We start from the raw sequence: 21,366 nt of genomic DNA, 5'->3' as shown, positions 1-21,366 counted from the left end.
TTTTTCTTATTGTGCAGAAGGACTGAGCATTTCATACTAAGCAACACTTGGAAAACAAAAAAACCGCGGCAGAGAATGCGCGGTTTTATTTCCAGTCTTTTTTAAAGCGTTCGTATTTGGCTTCCAAATCGTCGAGCATGCTGATCAGTCTGTCAATATCTTCAAGGTCGGTCGATTCCGGGTCTAAAGAATCGATGACTGACATAAACATATCCAATCTGTTTTTCAAATAATTGACTTGCTGTTCTTTGTCATGTACTGCGTTACCCATGATTCTCCTCCTTTTGTTCCTTTATCGTAGCCTATAAACGGCCTTTTTTCAATCATCCATGACTTGCATGCCTCAAGGATCAGGTCTAAAATGAATAGTTGGGCTATATTAGTATGTCCTATCATAAAGGAGTTAGATATGTCATGACAGAAAAAACGCAGGTTCGTCCGATCACCCCGGAATATGATCCGTGGGAAGCCTACATGGACGTTGACCAATTTGGAGATATACAGCTGACGAACGTTGAATTTACGACGACGACTCTTTGCAATATGCGCTGCGAGCACTGCGCCGTCGGGTATACGCTCCAGACGAAGGACCCGGACGCGCTGCCCGTCAGCCTTCTGTTGAAACGACTTGATGAGATTCCCCGCCTTCGTTCTTTAAGCATTACGGGCGGCGAGCCGATGCTCTCATTAAAATCTGTAAAGGAATATGTCGTTCCTTTATTAAAATACGCTTATGAACGCGGCGTGCGGACGCAGATCAACTCAAATTTGACGCTCGACATCGGCCGCTACGAACTGATCATTCCCTACCTGGATGTGCTTCATATTTCCCACAACTGGGGAACGGTCGAAGACTTTGCAGAAATCGGCTTCGCCATGATGGATAAAAAGCCGACCTTTGCCCAACGGGCGCGCTATTTCGAAAAAATGATCGAAAACAGCCGGACGCTAGTTGATGAAGGAGTCATGGTATCCGCCGAGACGATGCTCAACAAACGGACGCTCCCTCATATCGAGCATATTCACCGGCAAATTGTCGAAGACATGAAATGCCAGCGCCATGAGGTCCATCCGATGTATCCGAGCGACTTTGCAAGCGCGCTTGAATCTTTAAGCTTACAAGACATGAGGAAAGCGATCCATCGCCTTCTTGACATTCGCGACGAAAATACGTGGATGCTGTTCGGCACCCTGCCGTTTTACGCGTGCAGCCCTGATCCTGAAGATCACGCTCTTTTACAGCGGCTGCGCGAAGCGAAAAATGTCACCGTCAGAAACGATCCTGACGGCAGATCGCGCTTGAACGTCAATATTTTTGACGGCAATATCATCGTGACCGATTTCGGAGACACTCCGCCGCTTGGCAACATTCAAACAGACAGCCTCCCAAGCGCCTATGCGAAGTGGAGAAAAACAGAGCTTGCCAAAGAGCTTAATTGCCACTGCCCGCACGTCCGATGCCTCGGGCCGAATGTGCTCGTCAAAAACAGCTATTATCAAGATGTTGATTTTACTTCCAGAACAGCAAGAGTATGAAAAAAGCAAGCCGCAAAGGCTTGCTTTTTTATTTCGGCTGATGGCTGAGCTGAAAGCCGAATGTGAGGTGATCCTGTACAGGAATCCAGGCGCCGATTCCTTGTGAGGTGATGTTTTTGACGACAAGCTTTCTTTTGTTGCCTTTTAATACGATGTACACTTCGCCGTAGGTGACTTTTCCTTTTTCATTGACGGCAGGTGCATAGGCGTGTAAATTTCCCAGTTTTTTCGGCTGCACTTTATAAATCTGATCGCGTTTTGTACCGGAGCCGACCACTGTTTCAAAGGCGAGCGGCAGCTTTGTTTTTTCCATGGCTTTAAGCATCATCATGTTTTTGACATCTTCCGCTTTCGGGACTTTAGCCGTTAAGCCGCCTTTGATTTTGCTCGTCTGTTCTTGGGAATACGTGAGTTCGGCAGGTGCTTTCCCGCCCCGGTTGTCAAAGCGGTTTGTGTTGATTTTGCGGTATTCCCAGTTCGCAACGGTTTCATTCGAGGTATACCCAAGCGCCCATCTGCCCAAATAAATCGTCGCCCGATAGCCGATTGCCAGCGGTGTGCCGGAAATGCTTGACTCATTCAGCATTTTGATCAGATGCGGATTTTCAATCGCGATATCGGTTGTTTTCAGCAGCTCTTTGGCTAGTTCGCTCGGCTGCAGCCTCGGCTGATCTTGAGAGGCGTTAGGGTATGTGTTCTCTTTGGAAATATTCGTGACAGAGCTTGGAATCTTGATCGGCTTGGCTGCATCAGCTTCCTGTACAGCGAAAAAACTAAAGGATAAAAACGCAGTCAGCGTAAAACACAAAAGCTTTTTCATACTATCACTCTTTCTGTTTCTTTTCCCTTATTGTTTTCCGGATGCACTTTGTTTATCCCAATTTTTTTAAAGAAGGAAAAAACCGATTCCCATGATGATATAAGCGGCCAGCAATGTCGCGCCTTCAAACCAGTTCGTGTCCCCGTCGTTGGAAATGATGATCATCAAAAGGACGGCGGAAGCCATGGCAACCAGCTCCGGCAAGGTAAAGACGAGCGGCATGCTCGTTGGAAAAAACAAAGAGCTGATGACAAGAACAGGGGCGACAAACATCGCGATCTGAAGCGTTGATCCGATCGCAATTTCAACCGCGACATCCATTTTGTCCTTATAGGCCATAATGACGGCGGAAGCATGCTCTGCCGCGTTTCCGACGATCGCGACAATGATGACTCCGATGAAAAGCTCCGACCAGCCGAATTGTTCGGCCACCGTATCAAACGTATGAACGAGGTGCTCGGAAATGTAGGCGACGGCAACGGTTGCCAAAAATAAAACCAATGTTGCCCTCTTTCCCGACCATTCCGGCTCTTCATGCGATTCTTCCCGCTCATTTTGATTCGTCTGGTAAACCCCGCGGTGGCTGACAAGCTTGAAATAAAGCGCAGCCAGGTAAAGCAAAATCATGATGATGCTGATACCGACGCTCATCGACAGCTTCCTCGGCTCTGTCATTTCGGCTGAAAATACTTCAGGGATGACGAAAGCGACAATCACTGCGAACATGAGCAGACCTGAATTGTGTCTCGCATCATACACGTTGAATTCCTGGCGCTTATATTTCAGGCCCCCGATGAAAAATGACAATCCGGCGACTAGGAGAAGGTTGCCGAGGACAGAGCCTGTCAGCGATGCGAGCACAATGCCGATCAGTCCTTCCCGCAACGCGAAAATCGAAATGATCAGCTCAACGGCGTTTCCGAACGTTGCATTTAAAAGGCCTCCGATCCTCGGTCCCGCAATGATCGCAAGGCTTTCGGTGGCTCTTCCCATATAGCTTGCAAGCGCGATGATGGTCAGGCAGTATATGATGAACAATAAAACCTGCGGCCAATGCAGAAGGCTCCCTGCGACAGAAAGGGGAACACCTGCAGCCATCATCCAAAAGAAAAAACGGCTCATTTTTCATTCCTCTTTTCTTTTTTGGTGTAGGTTATTTTTGTGCGAACTTTTCAGTTTATATACGGCATACTGATCTATTCCGCATTGGCGCAGGTTTTTAAACATCAGCGAATCTCAAATGTTTCGATGATGTCTATGCTGTTTTCAACAGACCTCACCATGGCGCAGTTTTTCAGCGCTATTTTCAGCGCCTTTTTGATTTGTTCTGTACCGAGGTTTTCTCCCTTCAATATGAAGTGGAGATGGATACTTTTGATGCGGCCCGCCTCTTCGGAAATACGTTCTTCTTTTGTCTCGATGGTCATATCTTTCAGCTGTATCCTTTTCTTTTCCAATATTTTATGAAGAACGGTTCCGCTGCATGCCGCAATCGAAGCGGCCAGCAATTGATAAGGCCTGAATCCCGCTTCTTCATTGCCTGATATCTTAAGCTTTCCATATTCCAGATCAGCCTCAAAGCCGTTCTGATTCCACACGATTTCCATGAATCACACCTCTTATGAAAGAAAAAGAAAAATCGCCTTGCCTAAAAACTTCTGAAAGTTGTACGATCAAAGAAGGATTACGGATAAGGAGAATCGGCCGATGACTAGATTTCACTTTTTCATTCTCGTTTTGATTGTCAGTATATCAGGTTTTTCGCAAGGGATGCTCCTTCCGGTCATCTCTGTTATTTTCGAACAGGAAGGCCATTCGGCCGCACTGAACGGGCTTCATGCGACAGGCCTCTACATCGGCGTCTTGATCGCTTCGCCGTTCATGGAAGCGCCGCTTCGCAGGCTCGGTTTTAAACCGCTGATTGTCATCGGCGGGGTGATGGTGTGCGCGAGTTTGTTCGCCTTTGTTTTTATTCAGTCGTTTATCGTGTGGTTCTTTTTGCGGCTCTTGATCGGCATCGGGGATCATATGCTGCACTTTTCAACGCAAACTTGGGTGACCACATTATCGTCTAAAAAAAACCGCGGCCGCAATATCTCTTTGTACGGCCTTTCATTTGGTTTGGGATTTGCAGCCGGGCCTTTTTTAACGCCGCTTGTCAACATCGCCCCGTCATTGCCGTTTATCGTCTCAGGTGCGTTCAGCCTGCTGGCGTGGCTGTTTATTTTTTGCCTTCAAAACGATTTTCCTGAGCAAAGCGGCTCTGAAAGCCACAGCGATAACAGCTTAAAGCGCTTCGTTCAAGCCTTTCTGCTTGGATGGGTCGCGTTTTTGCCGACGTTCGGCTACGGCTTTTTGGAAACCGCTCTGAACGGCAATTTTCCCGTCTATGCGCTCCGGTCGGGTATTTCCGTCGAAGGCGTATCGATCATTCTTCCGGCTTTTGCGATCGGCAGCATCGTCTTTCAGTATCCGCTCGGCGTGTTGAGCGACAAGTACGGAAGGCGAAATGTGCTTCTTGTCATATTGGCTGTCGGGGCAGGCTGCTTCTTTGCGGCGGGCTTTTCCGATTCCGTTCCCCTGCTTGCGGCATGTTTTTTCATAGCTGGAATGGCTGTGGGATCAACTTTTTCACTCGGCATCAGCTTTATGGCCGACCTTCTTCCAAAACGCCTTCTCCCGGCCGGAAACTTGATGTGCGGAATTACCTTCAGCTTCGGAAGCATTTTCGGCCCGGTTGCCGGCGGCTGGTATATGCAGACATTTCACAACAGCAACCTGTTTTATTTGATTACATGCGTGATGGTGTTGATCTGGATCGGGGTGCTCTTTGGCAAAACGAAGAAAAAAAGCGCTCTCGAACAATCTGAGGCGGCGCCAATGTAAAAAAAGCCGACTGCTTACAATAGGCAGCCGGCCTTTTAGAAACGTCAGGCAGTTTTAATGATATCCGTTTTGTCCGTTGGCGCTTCCGCTCGTTTTGTTTTTCGGACTTTGCTTTGAATTTTGTTTATTATGGCTGCCGCCTTTTTTCGTGTGTTTTGTCATGATGATCCCTCCGCTTTTGAACTCATGAATTGTTCTATTATAGATTGCTCATTTCCGCGGATTTTCTTCAGGAATGATTTTACGTTTATGTAAAAGGGCATTGATTTCCCCCCCCAGAATAATCATCATTCCGCTTAAATAAAACCAGATCATCAAGACGATGATGCCGCCGAGGCTTCCGTATGTCGCGCTGTAGTTTGCAAATTCGCTGACATAGTATGAAAACAGCACGCTGACGAGGATCCAGCCGGCGGTCGCTGCAACGGCTCCCGGAAGCACGAATTTAAATGACAGCCGCTTATTCGGGGCAAAAAAGTATAAAGCCGTAAAGACGATAAGCAGCACAATCGGGCTGATTCCCCAGCGGAGCGCTGACCATGCCGTCAGAAACATCTCCGGCGTACCGTCCAGATTGGCGATGAAATGGCCGATGGCCCTCCCGAATACGGGCAGAAGAAGTGCGACCAATATTGTGAAAACCATCGCGGCGGTCAGGAGGAGCGATGTCAGCCGAACCATAATGAAAGAGCGGTTTTCCTCGACTTCATAAGCATGGTTAAAAGCCCTGACAATCGCGTTCAATCCGTTTGATGCAGACCAGAGCGCCGCGATGATCCCGAAAGAAAGCAAGCCCCTGTTTCCTGTATTGAGCGTCTCTTCAATGACGGACATCGTGTCTTCTGGGGCATACTGTTCGATCAGTCCGATGACATCGCCCGTTTTGACAGGCAGGTAGCCGATCAAGGTCAATAGGAAAATCATAAACGGAAACAGGGACAGTAGGAAAAAGTAGGCAAGTTCCGCCGATTTGCTCGGCCCTTCATGAAGGAAAAAACGCCAAGCCAGCTCTTTCAAAAAACTCATTCTTTTTCCGGCTCCGTATGTCCTTTGGATCTGGCTGTGAAGTGATCCCTCGTTTCCTCGATCAAGCCGATCACTTTTGGCGTCGTCTCCTTCAGCTCTTTCACCTGTTGATTTAAGAAGTTCAAATCATCCGATATGGAAGCTGTCAGCTTTTTGGCTTCGTCCATTTTTTCTTTCACGCATTCGGTGAGCATGCCAGGATTTGCGCGGTAAAGGCGGACTTTGTTTTTGCACGCGGTAAGCTTTGCACCGCACGCTTCTCTAGTCGGTTTGTGCAGCAGTGACATAACCGCCCCGACCGAAGCGCCGAGGAGGATATTTCTGATGAAAACGCGGTCGTTTTTCATAAAAAATCTCTCCCTTCGTTTTTATAGATTGTGTTCTTTTCGAATGTCCTTCAGCAATTCGCTGCACCCTTTCGCGACGAGTTCGTATACCTCTTCAAAGTTCCCGGTGTAGTATGGATCAGGAACATCTGCCGTCTCACAGTCCTCGACATAGTCGAGCAGCCTCCGGATGACGGCTTTGCTCCCGTAGCCGGCAAGGCTTCTCACATGGCCTGCGTTTTCGGCATCCATTGCGATGATATAATCGAACGCTTCCGGGTCCTTGTCGGAAATCTGCCTCGCGTAAAGGCCTTCGCAGCTTATCTTTTTTTCAGACAGCAGCGACTGTGTGCCTTCATGAGGCGGTTTGCCAACATGCCAGCTCCCTGTCCCCGCCGAATCGGCTTCGATTCGCTCCTCCAGTCCGCTTTTTTTGAGCATGTCGTTAAATACAGCTTCTGCCATCGGAGATCGGCAAATATTACCGAGGCAGACAAATAGCACTTTGATCATCAACCAAGAGCCTCCTCTATTCTTTCCCCACATTTCAGAAAGAAAAAACACTTTTGCTTTTATACTAAAGATTTTTTTGTTTTTTTCAACTTTGGGAAGAAAAGATGACAATACTATTGACAAATCTAACAAACTTTCAGAATATTCTAGTTAGACACAAAATTAAAGGGGGATATTTCGCCTATGGATTTTATTTCACATATTGTAGATACAATGAACGGTTTTTTATGGGGACCTCCGCTTTTGATCCTCATCGTTGGAACGGGTATTTATTTGACTTTCAGGCTGGCTTTTTTGCAGATCAGACTTTTGCCTTACTCGTTAAAGCTTGCCTTTTCAAGACATCAGGATAAATCCTCCGAAGGCGATATTTCCCACTTTCAGGCGCTGATGACCGCCCTTGCCGCTACGGTCGGTACAGGGAATATCGTCGGTGTCGCCTCAGCTGTCATTGCCGGGGGGCCGGGCGCCGTGTTTTGGATGTGGCTCGCCGCCTTCTTCGGAATGGCGACGAAATATGCTGAAGCTGTGCTTGCCGTCAGATTCCGCGTGAAAGACAAAAACGGCGAAATGTCAGGCGGCCCGATGTATTATTTGGAACACGGCCTCAAGCAAAAGTGGCTTGGTGTGTTATTTGCCATATTCGGGGCGCTTGCCGCTTTCGGAATAGGTAATATGGTTCAGTCAAATTCTGTATCCGGAGTCATGAGCTCCACATTTTCCGTGCCTGCCTGGGTAACCGGCATCATTGTCACGTTTTTTACCGCCCTTGTCATTCTCGGGGGAATTAAAAGCATCGGCAGAGTCACCTCGCTGTTCGTGCCGATCATGGCTTTATTTTATGTCATCGCCGGATTGATCATTCTTGTCTCAAACTTTGAACTTGTCCCTGGCGCGGTCGGTTTAATTTTCTCTGATGCGTTTACCGGTCAAGCCGTGGCAGGAGGCGCAATCGGAACCGTGATCCGCTGGGGCGTGGCACGGGGCGTATTTTCAAATGAAGCAGGCCTCGGCTCAGCGCCGATCGCTGCGGCCGCGGCAAAAACCGATATGCCAGCCCGCCAGGCGCTTGTCTCTATGACTCAGGTTTTCATCGACACATTGATTGTCTGCTCGATTACGGGGATATCGATTGTCATGGGAAACATGTATTTGACAGAAAAAAACGATGCGCTGACATCGATGACATTCGCACATTTTCTTGGCCCTGCGGGATCGACAATCGTCGCGATTGGACTGCTGCTGTTCGCCTATTCGACGATTTTGGGCTGGTCGTACTACGGAGAAAAATGCTTTACCTACCTGTTGAATGAAAAATATGCGATCGTCTACCGTGTCATCTTTGTAATCGCCGTCTTTTTCGGAGCGGTCTTTAAAAATGACTTCGTCTGGGCGCTTGCTGATATGCTGAACGGTCTGATGGCAATTCCGAACCTGATCGGCTTGCTCGGTTTGACAGGCATTGTCATCTATGAGTCCAAACAGATCCTCGCCAAAATCAAAGCCGAAAAAGAGGAAAAGCAAAACAGCGTATCTGTTTAAGCCGGAGAAGATTTTTGACAGGCGTCCTTTTCTTCTCGCTTCATTCTGTTACAATAAAGACTACGAAATCAGTGAGAAAGGATGTGCCTTCTTGTCAGAGCAGAAAACAGCCGAGCTGAACAAAATGATCGAAGAGATCTCGCAAAAACTAAACATGCTGAACATCGGCGTCATTAAAGCTGAACACTTCAGCAATGAAAAGCTTGAAGATCTTGAATACCTGCATCAAATGGTGATGAAAAAGAAATCTTTCAGTCCGAGCGAAATGCAGGCAATCGCAGAGGAACTGGCTGCACTCCGAAAATAAACATAAAAAAGACCGGAAATCCATTCCGGTCTTTCAGATTGTTGACAAAAACCCAAAACGGCTTTTTGTTTTGGTTTTTTGTCATCCTTTAAGCTCAGCGTGATTGAAAACCCTTGCAGTCTAGGAAGGCCGAGCATCGGAAGCTGACTTTCACAGGATGTGATGACGGCGGCGTTCAGGCAGGACGCCTGGGCGGTTAGCCGCCGGTCCTTTTCCTATTCGTGAGCACCGACGCGCAGGCCTGACAACGAATGCGAGGGTTTGGCGACACGCTGAAAGACCGGAAATCTATTCCGGTCTTTTTTCATCAGCCAAGCAGCTTCAAAGATTCGCGTGTAAATGCAGGGATGTCGTCAGGCGTCCGGCTTGTGACAAGCTGGTTCTGGCAGACGACAACTTCCTCGTCTTTAAATTGAACACCGGCGTTTTCCAAATCGACTTGAATCGATGTGTAACCTGTTGCACTGCGTCCGTCCAGAGCCTTGGCGGTGATTAAAAGCTGCGGTCCGTGGCAGATCGCAAACACCGGTTTTTTGTCATCCATAAAGGATTTCGCAAACGATACGAAACGCTGGTCGGCTCTGAGGATATCCGGCGAAAATCCGCCCGGAATCAACAATGCGTCAAAATCAGCATGGCTGACTTCATCAATGGACGCATCTGTTTCCACTTGCGCCTCGCCTTGCTTGCCTTTTAGCGTTTTGCCTTTCTCTTTTTCAATAACCGTAAGCTGGTGTCCGGCGTCTTTGAACGCTTTCGCAGGCTCGGTATACTCCGAATCCTCAAAGTAATCTGTCAGAACAACTGCAATTTTTTTACTCATATTGATCACCCTCCCAGAAGCTTCTGTCTACATAAATCCATTTACCCCTGCCACACTAAATAAAACATCCGCACGTTCCTCACAACAAATTACCTAAATCACCCGGCAGACATAGACAGACTTTGGAATCATTTTCTGAGTGTTTACAATATTCGCAACGAAAGTTCTACAAAACTTTACAAAAAGTTCTTACAATAGAAATTGTTACTCTAATCTGAAAGGTGGAGAAATGGTGGGAATACAGAAAAGTCGGTTTTCAGGGAAAAACATTCTCCGTATTCTGCTAACCTCAGTGATGATATTCAGTTTACTCATTCCAAACACCCAGACATATGCAGAAGAACAAAATGAACACCCGCTGATCAACCTCAGCATTTTGGGCACGACAGATATCCACGCCCATATCATGGATTATGACTACTATGCCGACAAAGAAACGGCTGAATTCGGACTGGCCCGCACGGCTCAGCTGATCGAAAAGTACCGGAGCCGGAATCCGAACACGATTCTTGTCGACAACGGCGACTTAATTCAAGGAAACCCTCTAGGGGAATACATCTTCAAACATGAACGTGAATCGATGATCTCCGGAACGAAAACACACCCGATCATTGATGTCATGAACAAACTGCACTATGACGCCGGCACGCTCGGAAACCATGAATTCAACTACGGCCTTGAATTCCTTGACGGTACGATAAAAGGCGCCGAATTTCCCATCGTCAATGCCAATATTAAAACACCGGACGGAAAGAACAAATATACGCCATATCATATTGAAGACCGGACGCTGACGGATGAAAGCGGCCAAAAGCACCAGCTTAAAGTCGGCTACATCGGCTTCGTTCCGCCGCAGATTTTAACATGGGATAAAAAGCACCTGGACGGCAAAATCACGGTGCAGGACATTACCGAATCAGCAAAAGAAACGATTCCGAAAATGAAGCAGGAAGGCGCCGACGTGATCATCGCGATCGCCCACTCCGGAATTGAAAATGGCGAACAGGCGGCGGGAGCAGAAAACGCCGTATATGATCTGGCACTCAAGACGGAAGGAATAGATGCGATCATCTCCGGACACCAGCACGGTCTGTTCCCCGGCACCGACTATCCCGGAAATGGCGTGATCGACAATCAAAAAGGAACGATCAACGGCATCCCTGTCGTCATGCCGAAAAACTGGGGCAGCCATTTAGGAATCATCGATATGCAGCTTGAACAGAACGGCGGCAAATGGACAGTGAAAGATGCCAGCGCAAAAACGGAAGCGATTGCCGGAAATGTGACGTCGCGAAACGGAACCGTCGTTTCTGCGATTAAAGACACGCACGAAAAAACGCTCGAATACGTCCGCGCGCCGGTTGGCCAAACGGAAGCCGATATTAACAGCTTTTTCGCACAGGTAAAAGACGACCCTTCGATCCAGATCGTCACAGACGCACAAAAATGGTATGCGGAAGATGTCATAAAGGGAACGGAGTACGAAAACCTGCCGATTTTATCAGCGGGCGCGCCGTTTAAAGCAGGAGGACGCAACGGTGCTGATTATTATACAAACATTAAAGCAGGAAATCTTGCGATCAAAAACATCGGCGATTTGTATTTGTACGACAATACGCTCTATATCGTCAAGCTGACGGGAAGCGAAGTGAAGGACTGGATCGAAATGTCGGCCGGGCAGTTCAACCAGATCGATCCTTCAAAATCGGGCGAACAGGCGCTCCTCAACCCCGATTTCAGGTCGTATAATTTCGATGTCATTGATGGTGTGACCTACCAGATCGATGTCACACAACCGGCAAAATACAATGCGTCAGGCGGGGTGAAAAATCCGCAGGCGAACCGCGTCAAACAGTTGTCTTACAACGGAAAACCGGTCCGCGACGACCAGGAATTTCTTGTGGTCACAAATAATTACCGTGCGTCCGGGGGCGGCGGATTCCCGCATCTGACTCAGGACAAAGTCGTTTATGCGGCAGCTGATGAAAACAGGCAGGTGCTCATGAACTACATCATGGAAAAGAAAACGGTCAATCCTGCCGCCGACAACAACTGGTCGATCGCTCCGATTAAAGGAGCCGATGTAACATTCGAATCTTCCCTCCTCGCCAAACCGTTTGCTGAAAAAGCGAAGGACATCGATTTTGTCAGGGAATCCGAAAACAACGGATATGGCGTCTATAAGCTGAACTTTGACGGTTCAGAGCCTCCAGTTGATGATGGAAACTGGACGTTAACAGTCATGCACACGAACGACACTCACGCCCACCTTGATGAGGCGGCAAGGCGCGCTGCCAAAGTGAAAGAAATCCGCAGTGAAACAGAAAACAATGTGCTGCTCGATGCCGGCGATGTCTTTTCCGGTGATCTGTATTTTACGAAATGGAACGGACTCGCCGATTTGAAACTGATGAACATGATGGGCTATGACGCCATGACCTTCGGCAACCATGAATTTGATAAGGGGCCTAAGGTGCTCGCAGACTTTCTCAACGGAAACGATGCAGCCGTCGATCCGTTAAACAGACATCAGCTGGAAAAGCCCGATTTTCCGATCGTCAGCTCCAATGTCGATGTATCAAAAGAGCCTCAGCTGCGAAGCTTTCAAAAAGAGCCTGCAGTCTTAACAGCGGGGAAAAAGAAAGAAAGCGGCATCTATCCTTATATTCTGCTTGATGTAAACGGCGAACAAGTCGGCGTATTCGGCCTGACGACGGAAGATACGTCATATACGTCAAGCCCTGGTCCGAACATTGCGTTTCATGACGCTTATCAGTCAGCGGAGAAAACGGTCAAGGAACTGAAAGAAAAAGAAAAGGTCAACAAAATTATCGCCCTCACCCACCTCGGCTACAATCGGGATCTGGAGCTTGCCAAAAAAGTGAAGGGCATCGATTTGATTATCGGCGGGCATACGCATACACTCGTCGATCACTTGAAAGTAGTGGAGAGCGAAGAACCGACAATCGTCGCCCAGGTGAAAGACTACGGGCAGTTTTTGGGAAGGGTCGATGTTGTGTTTGATGAGAACGGCGTCGTTCAAACGGACCAATCAAAGTTCAATTTGATCGCAATCGACGACAAGGTGGACGAAGACCCTCCTGCGAAAGAAGTGCTTGACGGGTTTAAAGAAGATATTGACGAACTGAAAAAGAAAAAAGTAGGCTATGCCGATGTCCCGCTTGACGGAAAACGCGAGCATGTCCGCTCAAAAGAAACGAACCTCGGCAATTTTATCGCGGACGGCATGCTGAAGAAAGCAAAACAAGCCGGCGGCGCTGACATCGCAATCACAAATGGCGGCGGAATCAGAAGCGGTATTGCCAAAGGCGAAATCACACTTGGCGATGTGCTGACAGTCATGCCGTTCGGCAATACCCTCTATACCGCTGATTTGACGGGGGCGCAAATTAAAGAAGCGCTTGAGCACGGGGTTAGCCAAGTCGAAGAAGGCGGAGGCGCGTTTCCGCATGTCGCGGGTTTATCCTTCACCTTTACACTGAGCAAGCCAAAAGGTGAGCGCATCCTCGATGTGAACCTCGTCAATGACAAAGGAGACGCTGTTCCGCTCGATTTGGACAAAACCTACCGTGTCGCTACAAATAACTTCATGGGCGGCGGCGGAGACGGCTATTCCGTTTTTAAAGAAGCGAAAAACGGTGTCGATCTCGGCTTTACCGATTACGACATTTTTACAGAACAGCTTGCCTTATACGATTCTGTTTCACCGAACATCGAAAACAGAATCACAGAAGTTTTCCTTCCTGACCGTCAGGCAGACGGCACTTGGACGCTTGCGGAAAAGCCGTTCGAAACATACGCGAAAAACGCAAATCAGGTGATTGCTTATTTCCCTGACACAGAAAAGGAACACATCAAGCTGAATATGACAAAAGCACAGACTGACCTTGTGAAAGAAAGAACTGATGATCCAAGTATCACCTTGAAAAACGATCGCATTGCGATGCAGCTTCCAGCCGTTAATCTGGCAAGCGAAAAGACAAAAATCAGCATTAAAATCGCCAAGGATATCAAACAGGCGGTCACAAAGGTATATGATTTCAACATTCAGCAGAATGGAAAAGCGGTCAGCACATTTAAAGAGCCTGTCGGACTGTTTTTCCAAGTTGATGCTCCTGACAAACATTTGAGCGTCTATTATGTCGACCGCAAAAACAACAGCTTCACAAAAGTGACAAACGGCTATACGAAAGGCCGTACCGTTGCAGGCTATGTCGACCATTTCAGCGAGTATACCGTGATGAATGACAATGCCGGGTCTCCTTCACTTCCGCCGGGTTCCGGCGATGATGACGGTCCGGATGGCGGCAGCGGCGGTGAACCCCCTGCTTCGCCCGGCGCCGGAAGCGGCGGAGACGGATCAGGCGGTCATGACAGCGGCGGGTCGGATGACGGAAATGAACCATCCGATGGTTCAAACGGCGGATTTTTGCCTGACACCGCTTCAAACGCCTATCATTGGCTGATGCTCGGCCTGCTGCTGCTTATATTCGGAAGCGGCCTGTACCTTTACCAAAGGAAGCGGCGCAAACTTCAAATCTAAATATAAAAAAAGTGCGGTCTGCTCATGCAGAACCGCACTTTTCTTATTCAACCCATTTCACGATTTGATCAAGCGCCCGTCTCGTCTTAGGACGCGGCTCTTTCACGCGGTATCCGAAAGCGGCCATGACTGAGATGTCAAAGCGGCCGTCCTCCAACAATCCTTCTTTTTCAAGGATGTCGTGGACTTTGTCGTAGTTAAAGCCTTCAATCGGGCAGGAGTCAATACCGATCAAGGCAGCCGCCGTCATCATGTTGGCAAGCGCGATGTACGTTTGCTTTGATACCCAGTCAAACATCGCTCTGTCGCTTTCGTACAAATGAAAATCGCCGTCTTGGAAACTTTCCAGGACTCCGTCTTCTTTCAGCATATTTTCAATGATCTCCTCCGGCATTTTTTTCACATGCTTTAATTGATCTGCAACATAGCCGGAATCACGTCGCATTTCTTTAGCTGTGCGCCCGAGCAGCAAAACGAAATGGCTGGCTGTCGGAAGCTGTCCTTGTGCGCCCCATGAGACTTGGCGCAGTTTTTCACGCAGCTCTTTATTTTGGACGACGACAAATTTCCACGGTTCGAGGCCGACCGAGCTTGGCGACAGTCTGCCCGCTTCTAAAATGAACTGAAAATCCTCATCTGATATCTTTCTGTCCGGATCAAATTCTTTTGTCGCGTGTCTAAATTGGAATGCGTCAAGAATCTCCTGCTTCTTGGATTGCTCTGTCATGTTCTGTTCTCTCCTTTTGTCTATAGTTTATATTCCTTTCTTAATTTCATTCTAATTATTATAATAACAATAATAAAGTACGCACATTTTTGTGGCATAGTATCATTTTTTATACTAAGGAGAGAGGAAAATGAAAAAGTATCCGGCAGCATGCGAAGCACCGAACGGTTATTCATGCCCGGTGGAAGCAACGATCGATATCATCGGCGGTAAATGGAAAAGCGTCATTTTGTATCACTTGATCGATGATAAAAAACGCTTTAATGAGCTGCGGCGCTTAATTCCCGGCGTGACACAGCGGATGTTGACCCTCCAGCTCCGCGAACTTGAGCGCGACGGCATCGTCTGCCGCACGATTTATAAGCAGGTTCCTCCGAAAGTCGAGTACAGTTTAACCGAGTTCGGCAAGACGCTGATCCCGATCATCAGTCAAATGATGAATTGGGGAACGTCCTATGCCGGCAAAATCAAGGAAGCGCGTCAAAGATCGGCTGCGGCTGAAAAGCTGGAATCGCAAGGCTAATTGGCCGGCTCGATTTTCAAAAGAAAGTCTTTGATCTTGCTTAAGTATTCTTCAGGATTGTGGCGAAATCCGCCGACATGTCCCGCGCCTTCAATCAAATACAGTTTTTTGAACCCTTTTTTCCGCTCATACAAGCTTTTAGCCATTTCCGGGGGAACAAGCTGATCATTTGTGCCGTGGATGATAAACAGCGGCGTGTCTGACTGCTCAAGATTGCTGACCGGCGATATGTCGGCAAGGCTCCAGCCGTGGCGCCGTTTGATCAGCCCGCTTGCCAACGGGATGAGAAACGGCACGGACAATTTGACGGCGGCTTTCAGCTGAAAGCGGCATAGCTCTGTTAAATCGCTGAAGCAAGAATCGGCAATACAAAACTTGATTCTCCGGTCCTGTTTCATCAGCTCGATGGCAGCCGCTGCTCCGAGCGATTCGCCAAGCACCCCGATCCAAAGATCTTTGCCGAACCTGTTCTCAAGCTCGTCAGCCCACCTCGCTAAATCGTTCTTTTCGTAAAACCCGTAGGAAACGTGTGAACCGCCGCTCAACCCGTGGCACCTGCTGTCGCAAAGCAGGACATTGTAGCCGATGGACTGGAACAGTTCGACGTATTTATACCCTCCAAACAGCGACCACTTGATGCCGTGGGAGATGATGACGGCTTTCCTGCTCTTTTGAACGGGAAAAAGCAGCGCATGCAGCCGGCATCCATCCCCCGCCGTCAAAAACAGCTCTTCTTTGTCGTGTGATTCAAACACGTCATCGATGATTTCGCCGTGTTTGAGTCCGCTGAAAAAGGTTTCTTCATATGCGCTCCGATTCGGCAAAACAAACAAATAGCTGACAATCAGACTGACGGCAAAAATACTGATCCCAATTCCAAAGACCATCAACAAAATTCCGATCCACACGGCCCTCACCCTTTACGTTCTTGTTTAAACTTATTGTATTCCGAACGTGTCTGGGCGTGAGTCGCGGCAGAAAAATTGACGTCAAGAGCGCCCGTTTCCGAGCTGGATGACTTTCGCTTTTCCGGCTGCTTCCCTCAGCACCCCTCTCGTATCAAATATCACGTTTGCATAGTTTAACAACAGCTCTTTCGGGAGTGCATCATGATCGGTCAAAACGACAACACAGTCGTACTCTTTCAGCATCTTTGAATCTATCGGCATGCTTGCTAGTTTTTTGCCGCTGAGGTCGAGATCAGGAACGTGCGGATCATGGTAGGAAACATCAGCTCCCATGCCGATCAGCTTCTCTATAATGTCAAGCGATTTTGATTCGCGGACATCCGCTATATTTCGTTTATAGGTGACGCCGTAGATTAAAATGCGGGCGTCTGTCGCCTTGTCTTTACCTGCCAGTTGCAAGGAACGCTCTGCGATATAGCGGACGATTCTTTCATTTGTCGCTTCCGACAGCTCGATAAAGTCGCTCGATAAACCGCTTTGTTTCATGACAAACTGCAAATACAGCGGGTCGACAGGGATGCAATGGCCGCCGATGCCGGGGCCTGGATAAAACGCTGCAAACCCGTACGGCTTTGTGCTTGCCGCTTCGATGACTTCCCACACATTCACCCCGAGCCTATCGCACATCATCGCGAATTCATTAATAAATGAAATATTAATAAACCGGTACGTATTTTCGAGCAGCTTTGTCAGCTCCGCTGTTTCAGGCGATGTAACAGGCACAACCTCTTCATAAATGCCGCTGTATAACTGATGCACCTTTTCAAGGCATGCCTCCGTCGCTCCTCCCACTACCTTCGGCACGACTTCAATCGGGAACTGATTGCCCGGATCAACGCGTTCTGGAGAATAAGCCAAATAAAAATCCTTTCCGCATACAAGGCCGCTTTTTTCCAAGATCGGTTTGACGATGTCCCTTGTCGTACCCGGATATGTCGAGCTTTCCAACACGACGAGCTGCCCTTTTTTCAAATGCGCTCCAATCGATTGTGCCGCTCCTTTCACATAATTCAAATCAGGACCCGCATCATCATTCAGCGGCGTCGGTACGCAGATGATGACGGCATCCGCTTCACCGATTAAACCATAGTCCGAAACAGGACGAAAGAAACCGGTGCCTATTCCGTCCTGCACCGCTTGATCGTTTATATCTGAAATATAGCTGTTTCCTTTCCGTAATGCCTCGACTTTCTTTTTGTCCAAATCAACACCGATAACTCGAATTCCTTTTGATATCAACAACATGGCTAAGGGCAGACCGACAAACCCCAAGCCGATGACCGCTATCGATTCGTTATGCATTTCCTGTTTGCTCATTTATCAAATCGCCCCTTCTCTACATTCCTTTAATAAACTATGTTTCAAATCTTTTTTTGAAAGGGACGATCTACCAAATCAAAACCTATTTATTTTTCATATCAGATGTTTGAAATGAAGAAAGAGGCAGCTGCACCGGCTGCTTCTGCAGCACAGACTGGTAGATTCCAAAAATCGTTTCAATCGCCTTTTTTCCTTCATATCCATCAACCAATAATGTGTCTTGATGCTTGACGGCGCTTATAAAGTTTTGATACATTGCGGTTTGTTCGCCGCCGAGATCAATCAGCTGCGCCGCTTCTTCAGCATCCGCCTTCTCCCCGTGGATATACCAGCGGCTGATCCGGTTTAATGCCGGGCCTTCCAATGAAATCGTTCCATTTTCTCCAAAAATCGAGAGAGAGCTTCCTATATTGTTTGGCTGTGTGACGATATTCGCTTCTACTACTCCTTTCGCCTGACTGGCAAACGTCAGAACACCGACAGCAACATCTTCCGTTTCTTTAGCTCCGGAGCCGCCCAGTATATCTCCGTAAACGCCTTTTACATCACCTAAAAACCATTGCAGCAGATCGATCAGGTGTATCCCTTGATTGACCAGCATCCCGCCGTCTTTTTCCCAGCTTCCTCGCCAGGATGCCGCTTCATAATAAGCGGGAGACCTGTTTAAGCGGAGCGATACTGTGCCTAAGTAAATCCTTCCCAGTTTTCCTTCCTCAATCGTTTCCTTCAGTTTTTTCATGATCGGCCGGTGACGCATCTGGTGGCAGACCATGAGCTTCAGCCCGTTCTGTTCCGCCAGCTCAATAAGCTCATCGGCATCCTGTAATGACAAGGTCATCGGTTTTTCGACGATGACGTGCTTGCCTGCCAGCAGCGCATGTTTGGCCATTTCGGCGTGCAGTCCCGAAACCGCCGCAATAATGACCGCTTTTATTTTAGGATCTGAAAGCAACGTTTGATACTGCGGATAACGGGTCATTCGGCTTTCATTCCCGGAGAGGGAAGCATAGTATTGTGCCGCTTCCTTCATCCGTTCTTCCTGCAAATCACTGACGGCAGACAACTTTGCATCATCGCACCCGGCCAGTGCTTGAAGATGTTTTCTTGACATATAGCCGCAGCCGATTAAACCAAAGTGAACCGTCACTTTTCCCCTCCTCCTTTTTTCAGCAGCGCGGAAATAATCTGATCTTGTTCCTCAGCGGCTAGAAAAGGATCCATCGGAATGGCCAAAAGGGTTTCGGACAAGGACTCGGCTATAGGAAAATCGCCTTTTTTGTACTGCAGTGAAGAATAGACCGCTTGCAAATGAAGACAGCAAGGATAATACACGCCTGAATGAATGTGCTGCTCTTTCAGCGATTGAATGATGTCGTCACGGTTTTTCGCGCCGATACAATAGAGATGATAGATATGTGTTCGGTCCTCTTTCTCAGCCGGCAGTATGAGATGCCGCGCCGTTTTCAAACCTTCCCTGTAGCGGCTGGCCACTCTTCTTCTTTGTTCATTCCAGCCGTCGATTTTCTCAAGAAGAATGAGCAAAGCGGCGGCATGTAATTCATCAAGACGGCTGTTGAAACCGATTTTGTCATGGAAGTATTTTTTGCTTGTGCCGTGGGTTCGGAGTGTTCTTAATTGCCGGGCCGCATCCGGATCTGAAATCGTCACCATTCCGCCGTCACCCAACGTTCCCAAGTTTTTTGTCGGGAAAAATGAAAAACAGGCGGCATCCCCGATGCTGCCGACAGGCCGCCCTTTATACGATGCGCCGAACGCTTGGCAGGCATCCTCAATCACAAGCAGTCCGTGTTTTTTGGCAATCACCATGATCTCGTCCATATCCGCCGGCTGGCCGAAGATGTGGACGGGAATGATCGCTTTAGTAGCAGGGGTGATTTTTTCTTCTATTTTTTTCGGATCAAGATTGTAGGTTTCAGGATCGACATCAGCAAACACCGGCTTAGCCCCCACTCTTGAGACAGCTTCGGCGGTGGCGAAAAAAGTGAACGGCGTCGTAATCACTTCATCCCCTTTGCCGATGCCGAAAGCTTCGAGCGTCAACACCAATGCATCCGTTCCGTTGGCGACCGCGACCGCTTCTTTTACACCAAGCTTTTCGGCTATTCTTTTCTCTAATTCTTCAACCTTTGGCCCCAATATATATTGGCCGCTGTCCAACACATGCTCAAACTCTTGTAAAATATCCTGTTTTACCGTTTGAAATTGACGTTTTAAATTGATTAACGGGATCATCTCTGTTCCTCCTCTAAAATCAAAAAGTTCCAAAATAAGTTATGATGCCTGCCGGTAATTTGGCACGGCTTGATTTTAAACATAAAAAAAGACCTACTTGATCAGTAAGTCTTTACAATGCTATTTGTTAATGCCTAATTTTCCTTCCAGCAACTGTTTGTTATGAAGGACGGATTTGTCTTCGGGCCGGTATTTTCTCGCCTCTTCATTGTGCTGATACGACTTTTCAAAGTCTCCTAAATTGTAATAGCATACACACATTTGCAAATGAGGGTACCAAGTGTAGTATGCCGGATAGGTGAAGCTCCATTTGTTTGATTCAGGCACCAGTGTTGTCGCCAGCTCATACCAGTAGATAGCGGCCTTATATTCCCGCCTCCGCTGAAAGTTATAGCCGATTCTTGAGCATGTTTCGGCACGAGGCGTTTTGGAAAATTCAAATGACTGGAACAGCGATCTCAGCTCATTGTCCAAGTCGCCGAGAAAGCGGTGGCAGTCGGCTTTGTTAATGCAGGCGTATACTTTGTCTTCAATCCATCCTTCTTTCATTTCAATGTTTTTATTGTAGCTTTCAATCGCTTTTTCGTAGTGCCTGTTTTCCCTTAATTCATTTCCGTAGTAAAAATAGTCGCGCGGGGTAAACGTGTCGCCGCGGTCGATCTTCTTTTGGTAAATATTGAGGTTTCGTCCGACAGAGTGGCGGATTTTTTTATGCGTCACAGAGATATCGGCATTGATGATGTTCCCGAATACCTCTAAATATTGATGGCAGTCGCCTTTCCATTTAAAGTTTTTCTCCCTTTTCACCAGGCGGTTGCGGCGGTACCTTAATGTCACATTTCCGAATTCGTCAGTTCCTGCATCATAGTACATAGACACGGAATCAACGGAAGGATCAAGCGTTTCCTTCAACTCTTTTAATTTTTTCTGATCTTTCTCAAGCAAAACATCATCCGCATCCAGATAGAGAATATAATCTTTCGTGGCATGCTTGAACGATTCATTGCGGGCAGCCGCAAAATCGCCGATCCATTCAAAGAAAAAGACGCGGTCTGTGTATCGCTTCGCAATCTCTACGGTTTTATCTGTCGATCCCGTATCAACAATGTTAATTTCATCTACAATGTCTTTCACTGTATCAAGGCATCTCGCTAATACTTCTTCTTCATTTTTGACAATCATACATAGACTGATTGTAACCAAAGCCTTCACTCCCTGTTTTTTCAAGACTC

Annotated in this window: 20 protein-coding genes; 6 read left to right on the top strand and 14 right to left on the bottom strand. The window is 47.8% G+C overall.

Annotated elements, in window-relative coordinates; translation table 11 throughout:
- Window positions 1-85 precede the first annotated feature (85 nt).
- Window positions 86-271: an SE1561 family protein gene (locus MKX80_RS04400; RefSeq protein WP_003179806.1), complete on the bottom strand. Its 186-nt coding sequence runs from the start codon at window positions 269-271 to the stop codon at window positions 86-88.
- Between the two features lie 143 nt (window positions 272-414).
- Between MKX80_RS04400 and yfkAB the strand changes: the two genes are divergently transcribed.
- Window positions 415-1,536, top strand: a complete 1,122-nt coding sequence (gene yfkAB, locus MKX80_RS04395; RefSeq protein ID WP_268336493.1) for a radical SAM/CxCxxxxC motif protein YfkAB — start codon at window positions 415-417, stop codon at window positions 1,534-1,536.
- 28 nt (window positions 1,537-1,564) lie between these two features.
- On the opposite strand, the gene MKX80_RS04390 is transcribed toward yfkAB, so the two are convergent.
- From MKX80_RS04390 to MKX80_RS04380, 3 genes are all read right to left on the bottom strand, one after another.
- On the bottom strand, window positions 1,565-2,356 hold the full coding sequence (locus MKX80_RS04390) for a YfkD famly protein (protein WP_268298446.1): 792 nt from the start codon (window positions 2,354-2,356) through the stop codon (window positions 1,565-1,567).
- A 66-nt stretch (window positions 2,357-2,422) separates the two neighbouring features.
- Window positions 2,423-3,478 carry a calcium/proton exchanger gene (cax, locus tag MKX80_RS04385; protein WP_182068997.1) on the bottom strand — a complete coding sequence of 352 codons (1,056 nt, stop codon included), beginning with the start codon at window positions 3,476-3,478 and terminating at the stop codon, window positions 2,423-2,425.
- A gap of 104 nt (window positions 3,479-3,582) precedes the next feature.
- Entirely contained in the window at window positions 3,583-3,963 is a 381-nt protein-coding gene (locus tag MKX80_RS04380; RefSeq protein WP_154998637.1) for an OsmC family protein, read from the bottom strand.
- Window positions 3,964-4,063: 100 nt separating this feature from the next.
- Between MKX80_RS04380 and MKX80_RS04375 the strand changes: the two genes are divergently transcribed.
- Window positions 4,064-5,242 carry an MFS transporter gene (locus MKX80_RS04375; protein ID WP_154998635.1) on the top strand — a complete coding sequence of 393 codons (1,179 nt, stop codon included), beginning with the start codon at window positions 4,064-4,066 and terminating at the stop codon, window positions 5,240-5,242.
- Window positions 5,243-5,452: 210 nt separating this feature from the next.
- Here MKX80_RS04375 and MKX80_RS04370 read toward each other — a convergent pair whose 3' ends face one another.
- From MKX80_RS04370 to MKX80_RS04360, 3 genes are read right to left on the bottom strand one after another with little or no spacing between them, the layout of a single operon-like run.
- Entirely contained in the window at window positions 5,453-6,268 is an 816-nt protein-coding gene (locus tag MKX80_RS04370) for a YhjD/YihY/BrkB family envelope integrity protein (protein ID WP_154998633.1), read from the bottom strand.
- The gene (locus MKX80_RS04365) at window positions 6,265-6,615 is read right to left on the bottom strand and encodes a hypothetical protein (protein ID WP_154998631.1); all 351 of its coding nucleotides are present in this window, start codon (window positions 6,613-6,615) and stop codon (window positions 6,265-6,267) included. The genes MKX80_RS04370 and MKX80_RS04365 overlap by 4 nt, the downstream gene beginning before the upstream one ends.
- Before the next feature lie 21 nt (window positions 6,616-6,636).
- Window positions 6,637-7,107 carry a low molecular weight protein-tyrosine-phosphatase gene (locus tag MKX80_RS04360; RefSeq protein WP_268336495.1) on the bottom strand — a complete coding sequence of 157 codons (471 nt, stop codon included), beginning with the start codon at window positions 7,105-7,107 and terminating at the stop codon, window positions 6,637-6,639.
- Window positions 7,108-7,290: 183 nt separating this feature from the next.
- Between MKX80_RS04360 and MKX80_RS04355 the strand changes: the two genes are divergently transcribed.
- Window positions 7,291-8,649 (top strand): sodium:alanine symporter family protein, encoded by a 1,359-nt coding sequence (locus MKX80_RS04355; RefSeq protein ID WP_154998627.1) that lies wholly within the window; start codon window positions 7,291-7,293, stop codon window positions 8,647-8,649.
- Window positions 8,650-8,740: 91 nt separating this feature from the next.
- Window positions 8,741-8,956 carry a DUF1128 domain-containing protein gene (locus tag MKX80_RS04350; protein ID WP_043925906.1) on the top strand — a complete coding sequence of 72 codons (216 nt, stop codon included), beginning with the start codon at window positions 8,741-8,743 and terminating at the stop codon, window positions 8,954-8,956.
- Between the two features lie 307 nt (window positions 8,957-9,263).
- On the opposite strand, the gene MKX80_RS04345 is transcribed toward MKX80_RS04350, so the two are convergent.
- Window positions 9,264-9,779, bottom strand: coding sequence for a type 1 glutamine amidotransferase domain-containing protein (locus MKX80_RS04345; RefSeq protein ID WP_268336496.1), 516 nt, complete (start codon window positions 9,777-9,779; stop codon window positions 9,264-9,266).
- A 229-nt stretch (window positions 9,780-10,008) separates the two neighbouring features.
- Here MKX80_RS04345 and MKX80_RS04340 point away from each other — a divergent pair, with 229 nt between their 5' ends.
- A complete protein-coding gene (locus MKX80_RS04340; RefSeq protein ID WP_268334496.1) occupies window positions 10,009-14,343 on the top strand; it encodes a multifunctional 2',3'-cyclic-nucleotide 2'-phosphodiesterase/3'-nucleotidase/5'-nucleotidase in 4,335 nt (1,444 codons plus the stop codon).
- A gap of 43 nt (window positions 14,344-14,386) precedes the next feature.
- On the opposite strand, the gene MKX80_RS04335 is transcribed toward MKX80_RS04340, so the two are convergent.
- On the bottom strand, window positions 14,387-15,070 hold the full coding sequence (locus MKX80_RS04335) for an NAD(P)H-dependent oxidoreductase (RefSeq protein ID WP_216930966.1): 684 nt from the start codon (window positions 15,068-15,070) through the stop codon (window positions 14,387-14,389).
- A 130-nt stretch (window positions 15,071-15,200) separates the two neighbouring features.
- On the opposite strand from MKX80_RS04335, the gene MKX80_RS04330 reads away from it, so the two are divergent.
- A complete protein-coding gene (locus tag MKX80_RS04330; protein ID WP_268336498.1) occupies window positions 15,201-15,593 on the top strand; it encodes a helix-turn-helix domain-containing protein in 393 nt (130 codons plus the stop codon).
- Here the strand turns inward: MKX80_RS04330 and MKX80_RS04325 are convergent.
- From MKX80_RS04325 to MKX80_RS04305, 5 genes are all read right to left on the bottom strand, one after another.
- Complete coding sequence (locus MKX80_RS04325) at window positions 15,590-16,501, bottom strand: alpha/beta hydrolase (RefSeq protein WP_154998616.1); 912 nt, start codon at window positions 16,499-16,501, stop codon at window positions 15,590-15,592. The two genes, MKX80_RS04330 and MKX80_RS04325, sit on opposite strands and share 4 nt — an antisense overlap.
- A gap of 81 nt (window positions 16,502-16,582) precedes the next feature.
- Window positions 16,583-17,878, bottom strand: coding sequence for a nucleotide sugar dehydrogenase (locus MKX80_RS04320; protein ID WP_268333135.1), 1,296 nt, complete (start codon window positions 17,876-17,878; stop codon window positions 16,583-16,585).
- 85 nt (window positions 17,879-17,963) lie between these two features.
- On the bottom strand, window positions 17,964-19,028 hold the full coding sequence (locus tag MKX80_RS04315) for a Gfo/Idh/MocA family oxidoreductase (protein WP_234112737.1): 1,065 nt from the start codon (window positions 19,026-19,028) through the stop codon (window positions 17,964-17,966).
- Entirely contained in the window at window positions 19,025-20,134 is a 1,110-nt protein-coding gene (locus tag MKX80_RS04310; protein WP_154998611.1) for a DegT/DnrJ/EryC1/StrS family aminotransferase, read from the bottom strand. The genes MKX80_RS04315 and MKX80_RS04310 overlap by 4 nt, the downstream gene beginning before the upstream one ends.
- A 120-nt stretch (window positions 20,135-20,254) precedes the next feature.
- Window positions 20,255-21,337, bottom strand: a complete 1,083-nt coding sequence (locus tag MKX80_RS04305) for a glycosyltransferase (protein WP_154998609.1) — start codon at window positions 21,335-21,337, stop codon at window positions 20,255-20,257.
- Window positions 21,338-21,366: the final 29 nt, after the last annotated feature.

This window comes from Bacillus sp. FSL K6-0972, assembly GCF_037976035.1.
Classification (GTDB): domain Bacteria; phylum Bacillota; class Bacilli; order Bacillales; family Bacillaceae; genus Bacillus; species Bacillus haynesii.
This window is presented reverse-complemented; position numbering and strand designations above follow the sequence as displayed.

Bases quoted from the DNA above. Each gene is read 5' to 3' on its own strand.
- MKX80_RS04400 (WP_003179806.1), bottom strand. From the start codon at position 271: ATGGGTAACGCAGTACATGACAAAGAACAGCAAGTCAATTATTTGAAA.
- yfkAB (WP_268336493.1), top strand. From the start codon at position 415: ATGACAGAAAAAACGCAGGTTCGTCCGATCACCCCGGAATATGATCCG.
- MKX80_RS04390 (WP_268298446.1), bottom strand. From the start codon at position 2,356: ATGAAAAAGCTTTTGTGTTTTACGCTGACTGCGTTTTTATCCTTTAGT.
- cax (WP_182068997.1), bottom strand. From the start codon at position 3,478: ATGAGCCGTTTTTTCTTTTGGATGATGGCTGCAGGTGTTCCCCTTTCT.
- MKX80_RS04380 (WP_154998637.1), bottom strand. From the start codon at position 3,963: ATGGAAATCGTGTGGAATCAGAACGGCTTTGAGGCTGATCTGGAATAT.
- MKX80_RS04375 (WP_154998635.1), top strand. From the start codon at position 4,064: ATGACTAGATTTCACTTTTTCATTCTCGTTTTGATTGTCAGTATATCA.
- MKX80_RS04370 (WP_154998633.1), bottom strand. From the start codon at position 6,268: ATGAGTTTTTTGAAAGAGCTGGCTTGGCGTTTTTTCCTTCATGAAGGG.
- MKX80_RS04365 (WP_154998631.1), bottom strand. From the start codon at position 6,615: ATGAAAAACGACCGCGTTTTCATCAGAAATATCCTCCTCGGCGCTTCG.
- MKX80_RS04360 (WP_268336495.1), bottom strand. From the start codon at position 7,107: ATGATCAAAGTGCTATTTGTCTGCCTCGGTAATATTTGCCGATCTCCG.
- MKX80_RS04355 (WP_154998627.1), top strand. From the start codon at position 7,291: ATGGATTTTATTTCACATATTGTAGATACAATGAACGGTTTTTTATGG.
- MKX80_RS04345 (WP_268336496.1), bottom strand. From the start codon at position 9,779: ATGAGTAAAAAAATTGCAGTTGTTCTGACAGATTACTTTGAGGATTCG.
- MKX80_RS04340 (WP_268334496.1), top strand. From the start codon at position 10,009: ATGGTGGGAATACAGAAAAGTCGGTTTTCAGGGAAAAACATTCTCCGT.
- MKX80_RS04335 (WP_216930966.1), bottom strand. From the start codon at position 15,070: ATGACAGAGCAATCCAAGAAGCAGGAGATTCTTGACGCATTCCAATTT.
- MKX80_RS04330 (WP_268336498.1), top strand. From the start codon at position 15,201: ATGAAAAAGTATCCGGCAGCATGCGAAGCACCGAACGGTTATTCATGC.
- MKX80_RS04320 (WP_268333135.1), bottom strand. From the start codon at position 17,878: ATGAGCAAACAGGAAATGCATAACGAATCGATAGCGGTCATCGGCTTG.
- MKX80_RS04310 (WP_154998611.1), bottom strand. From the start codon at position 20,134: ATGATCCCGTTAATCAATTTAAAACGTCAATTTCAAACGGTAAAACAG.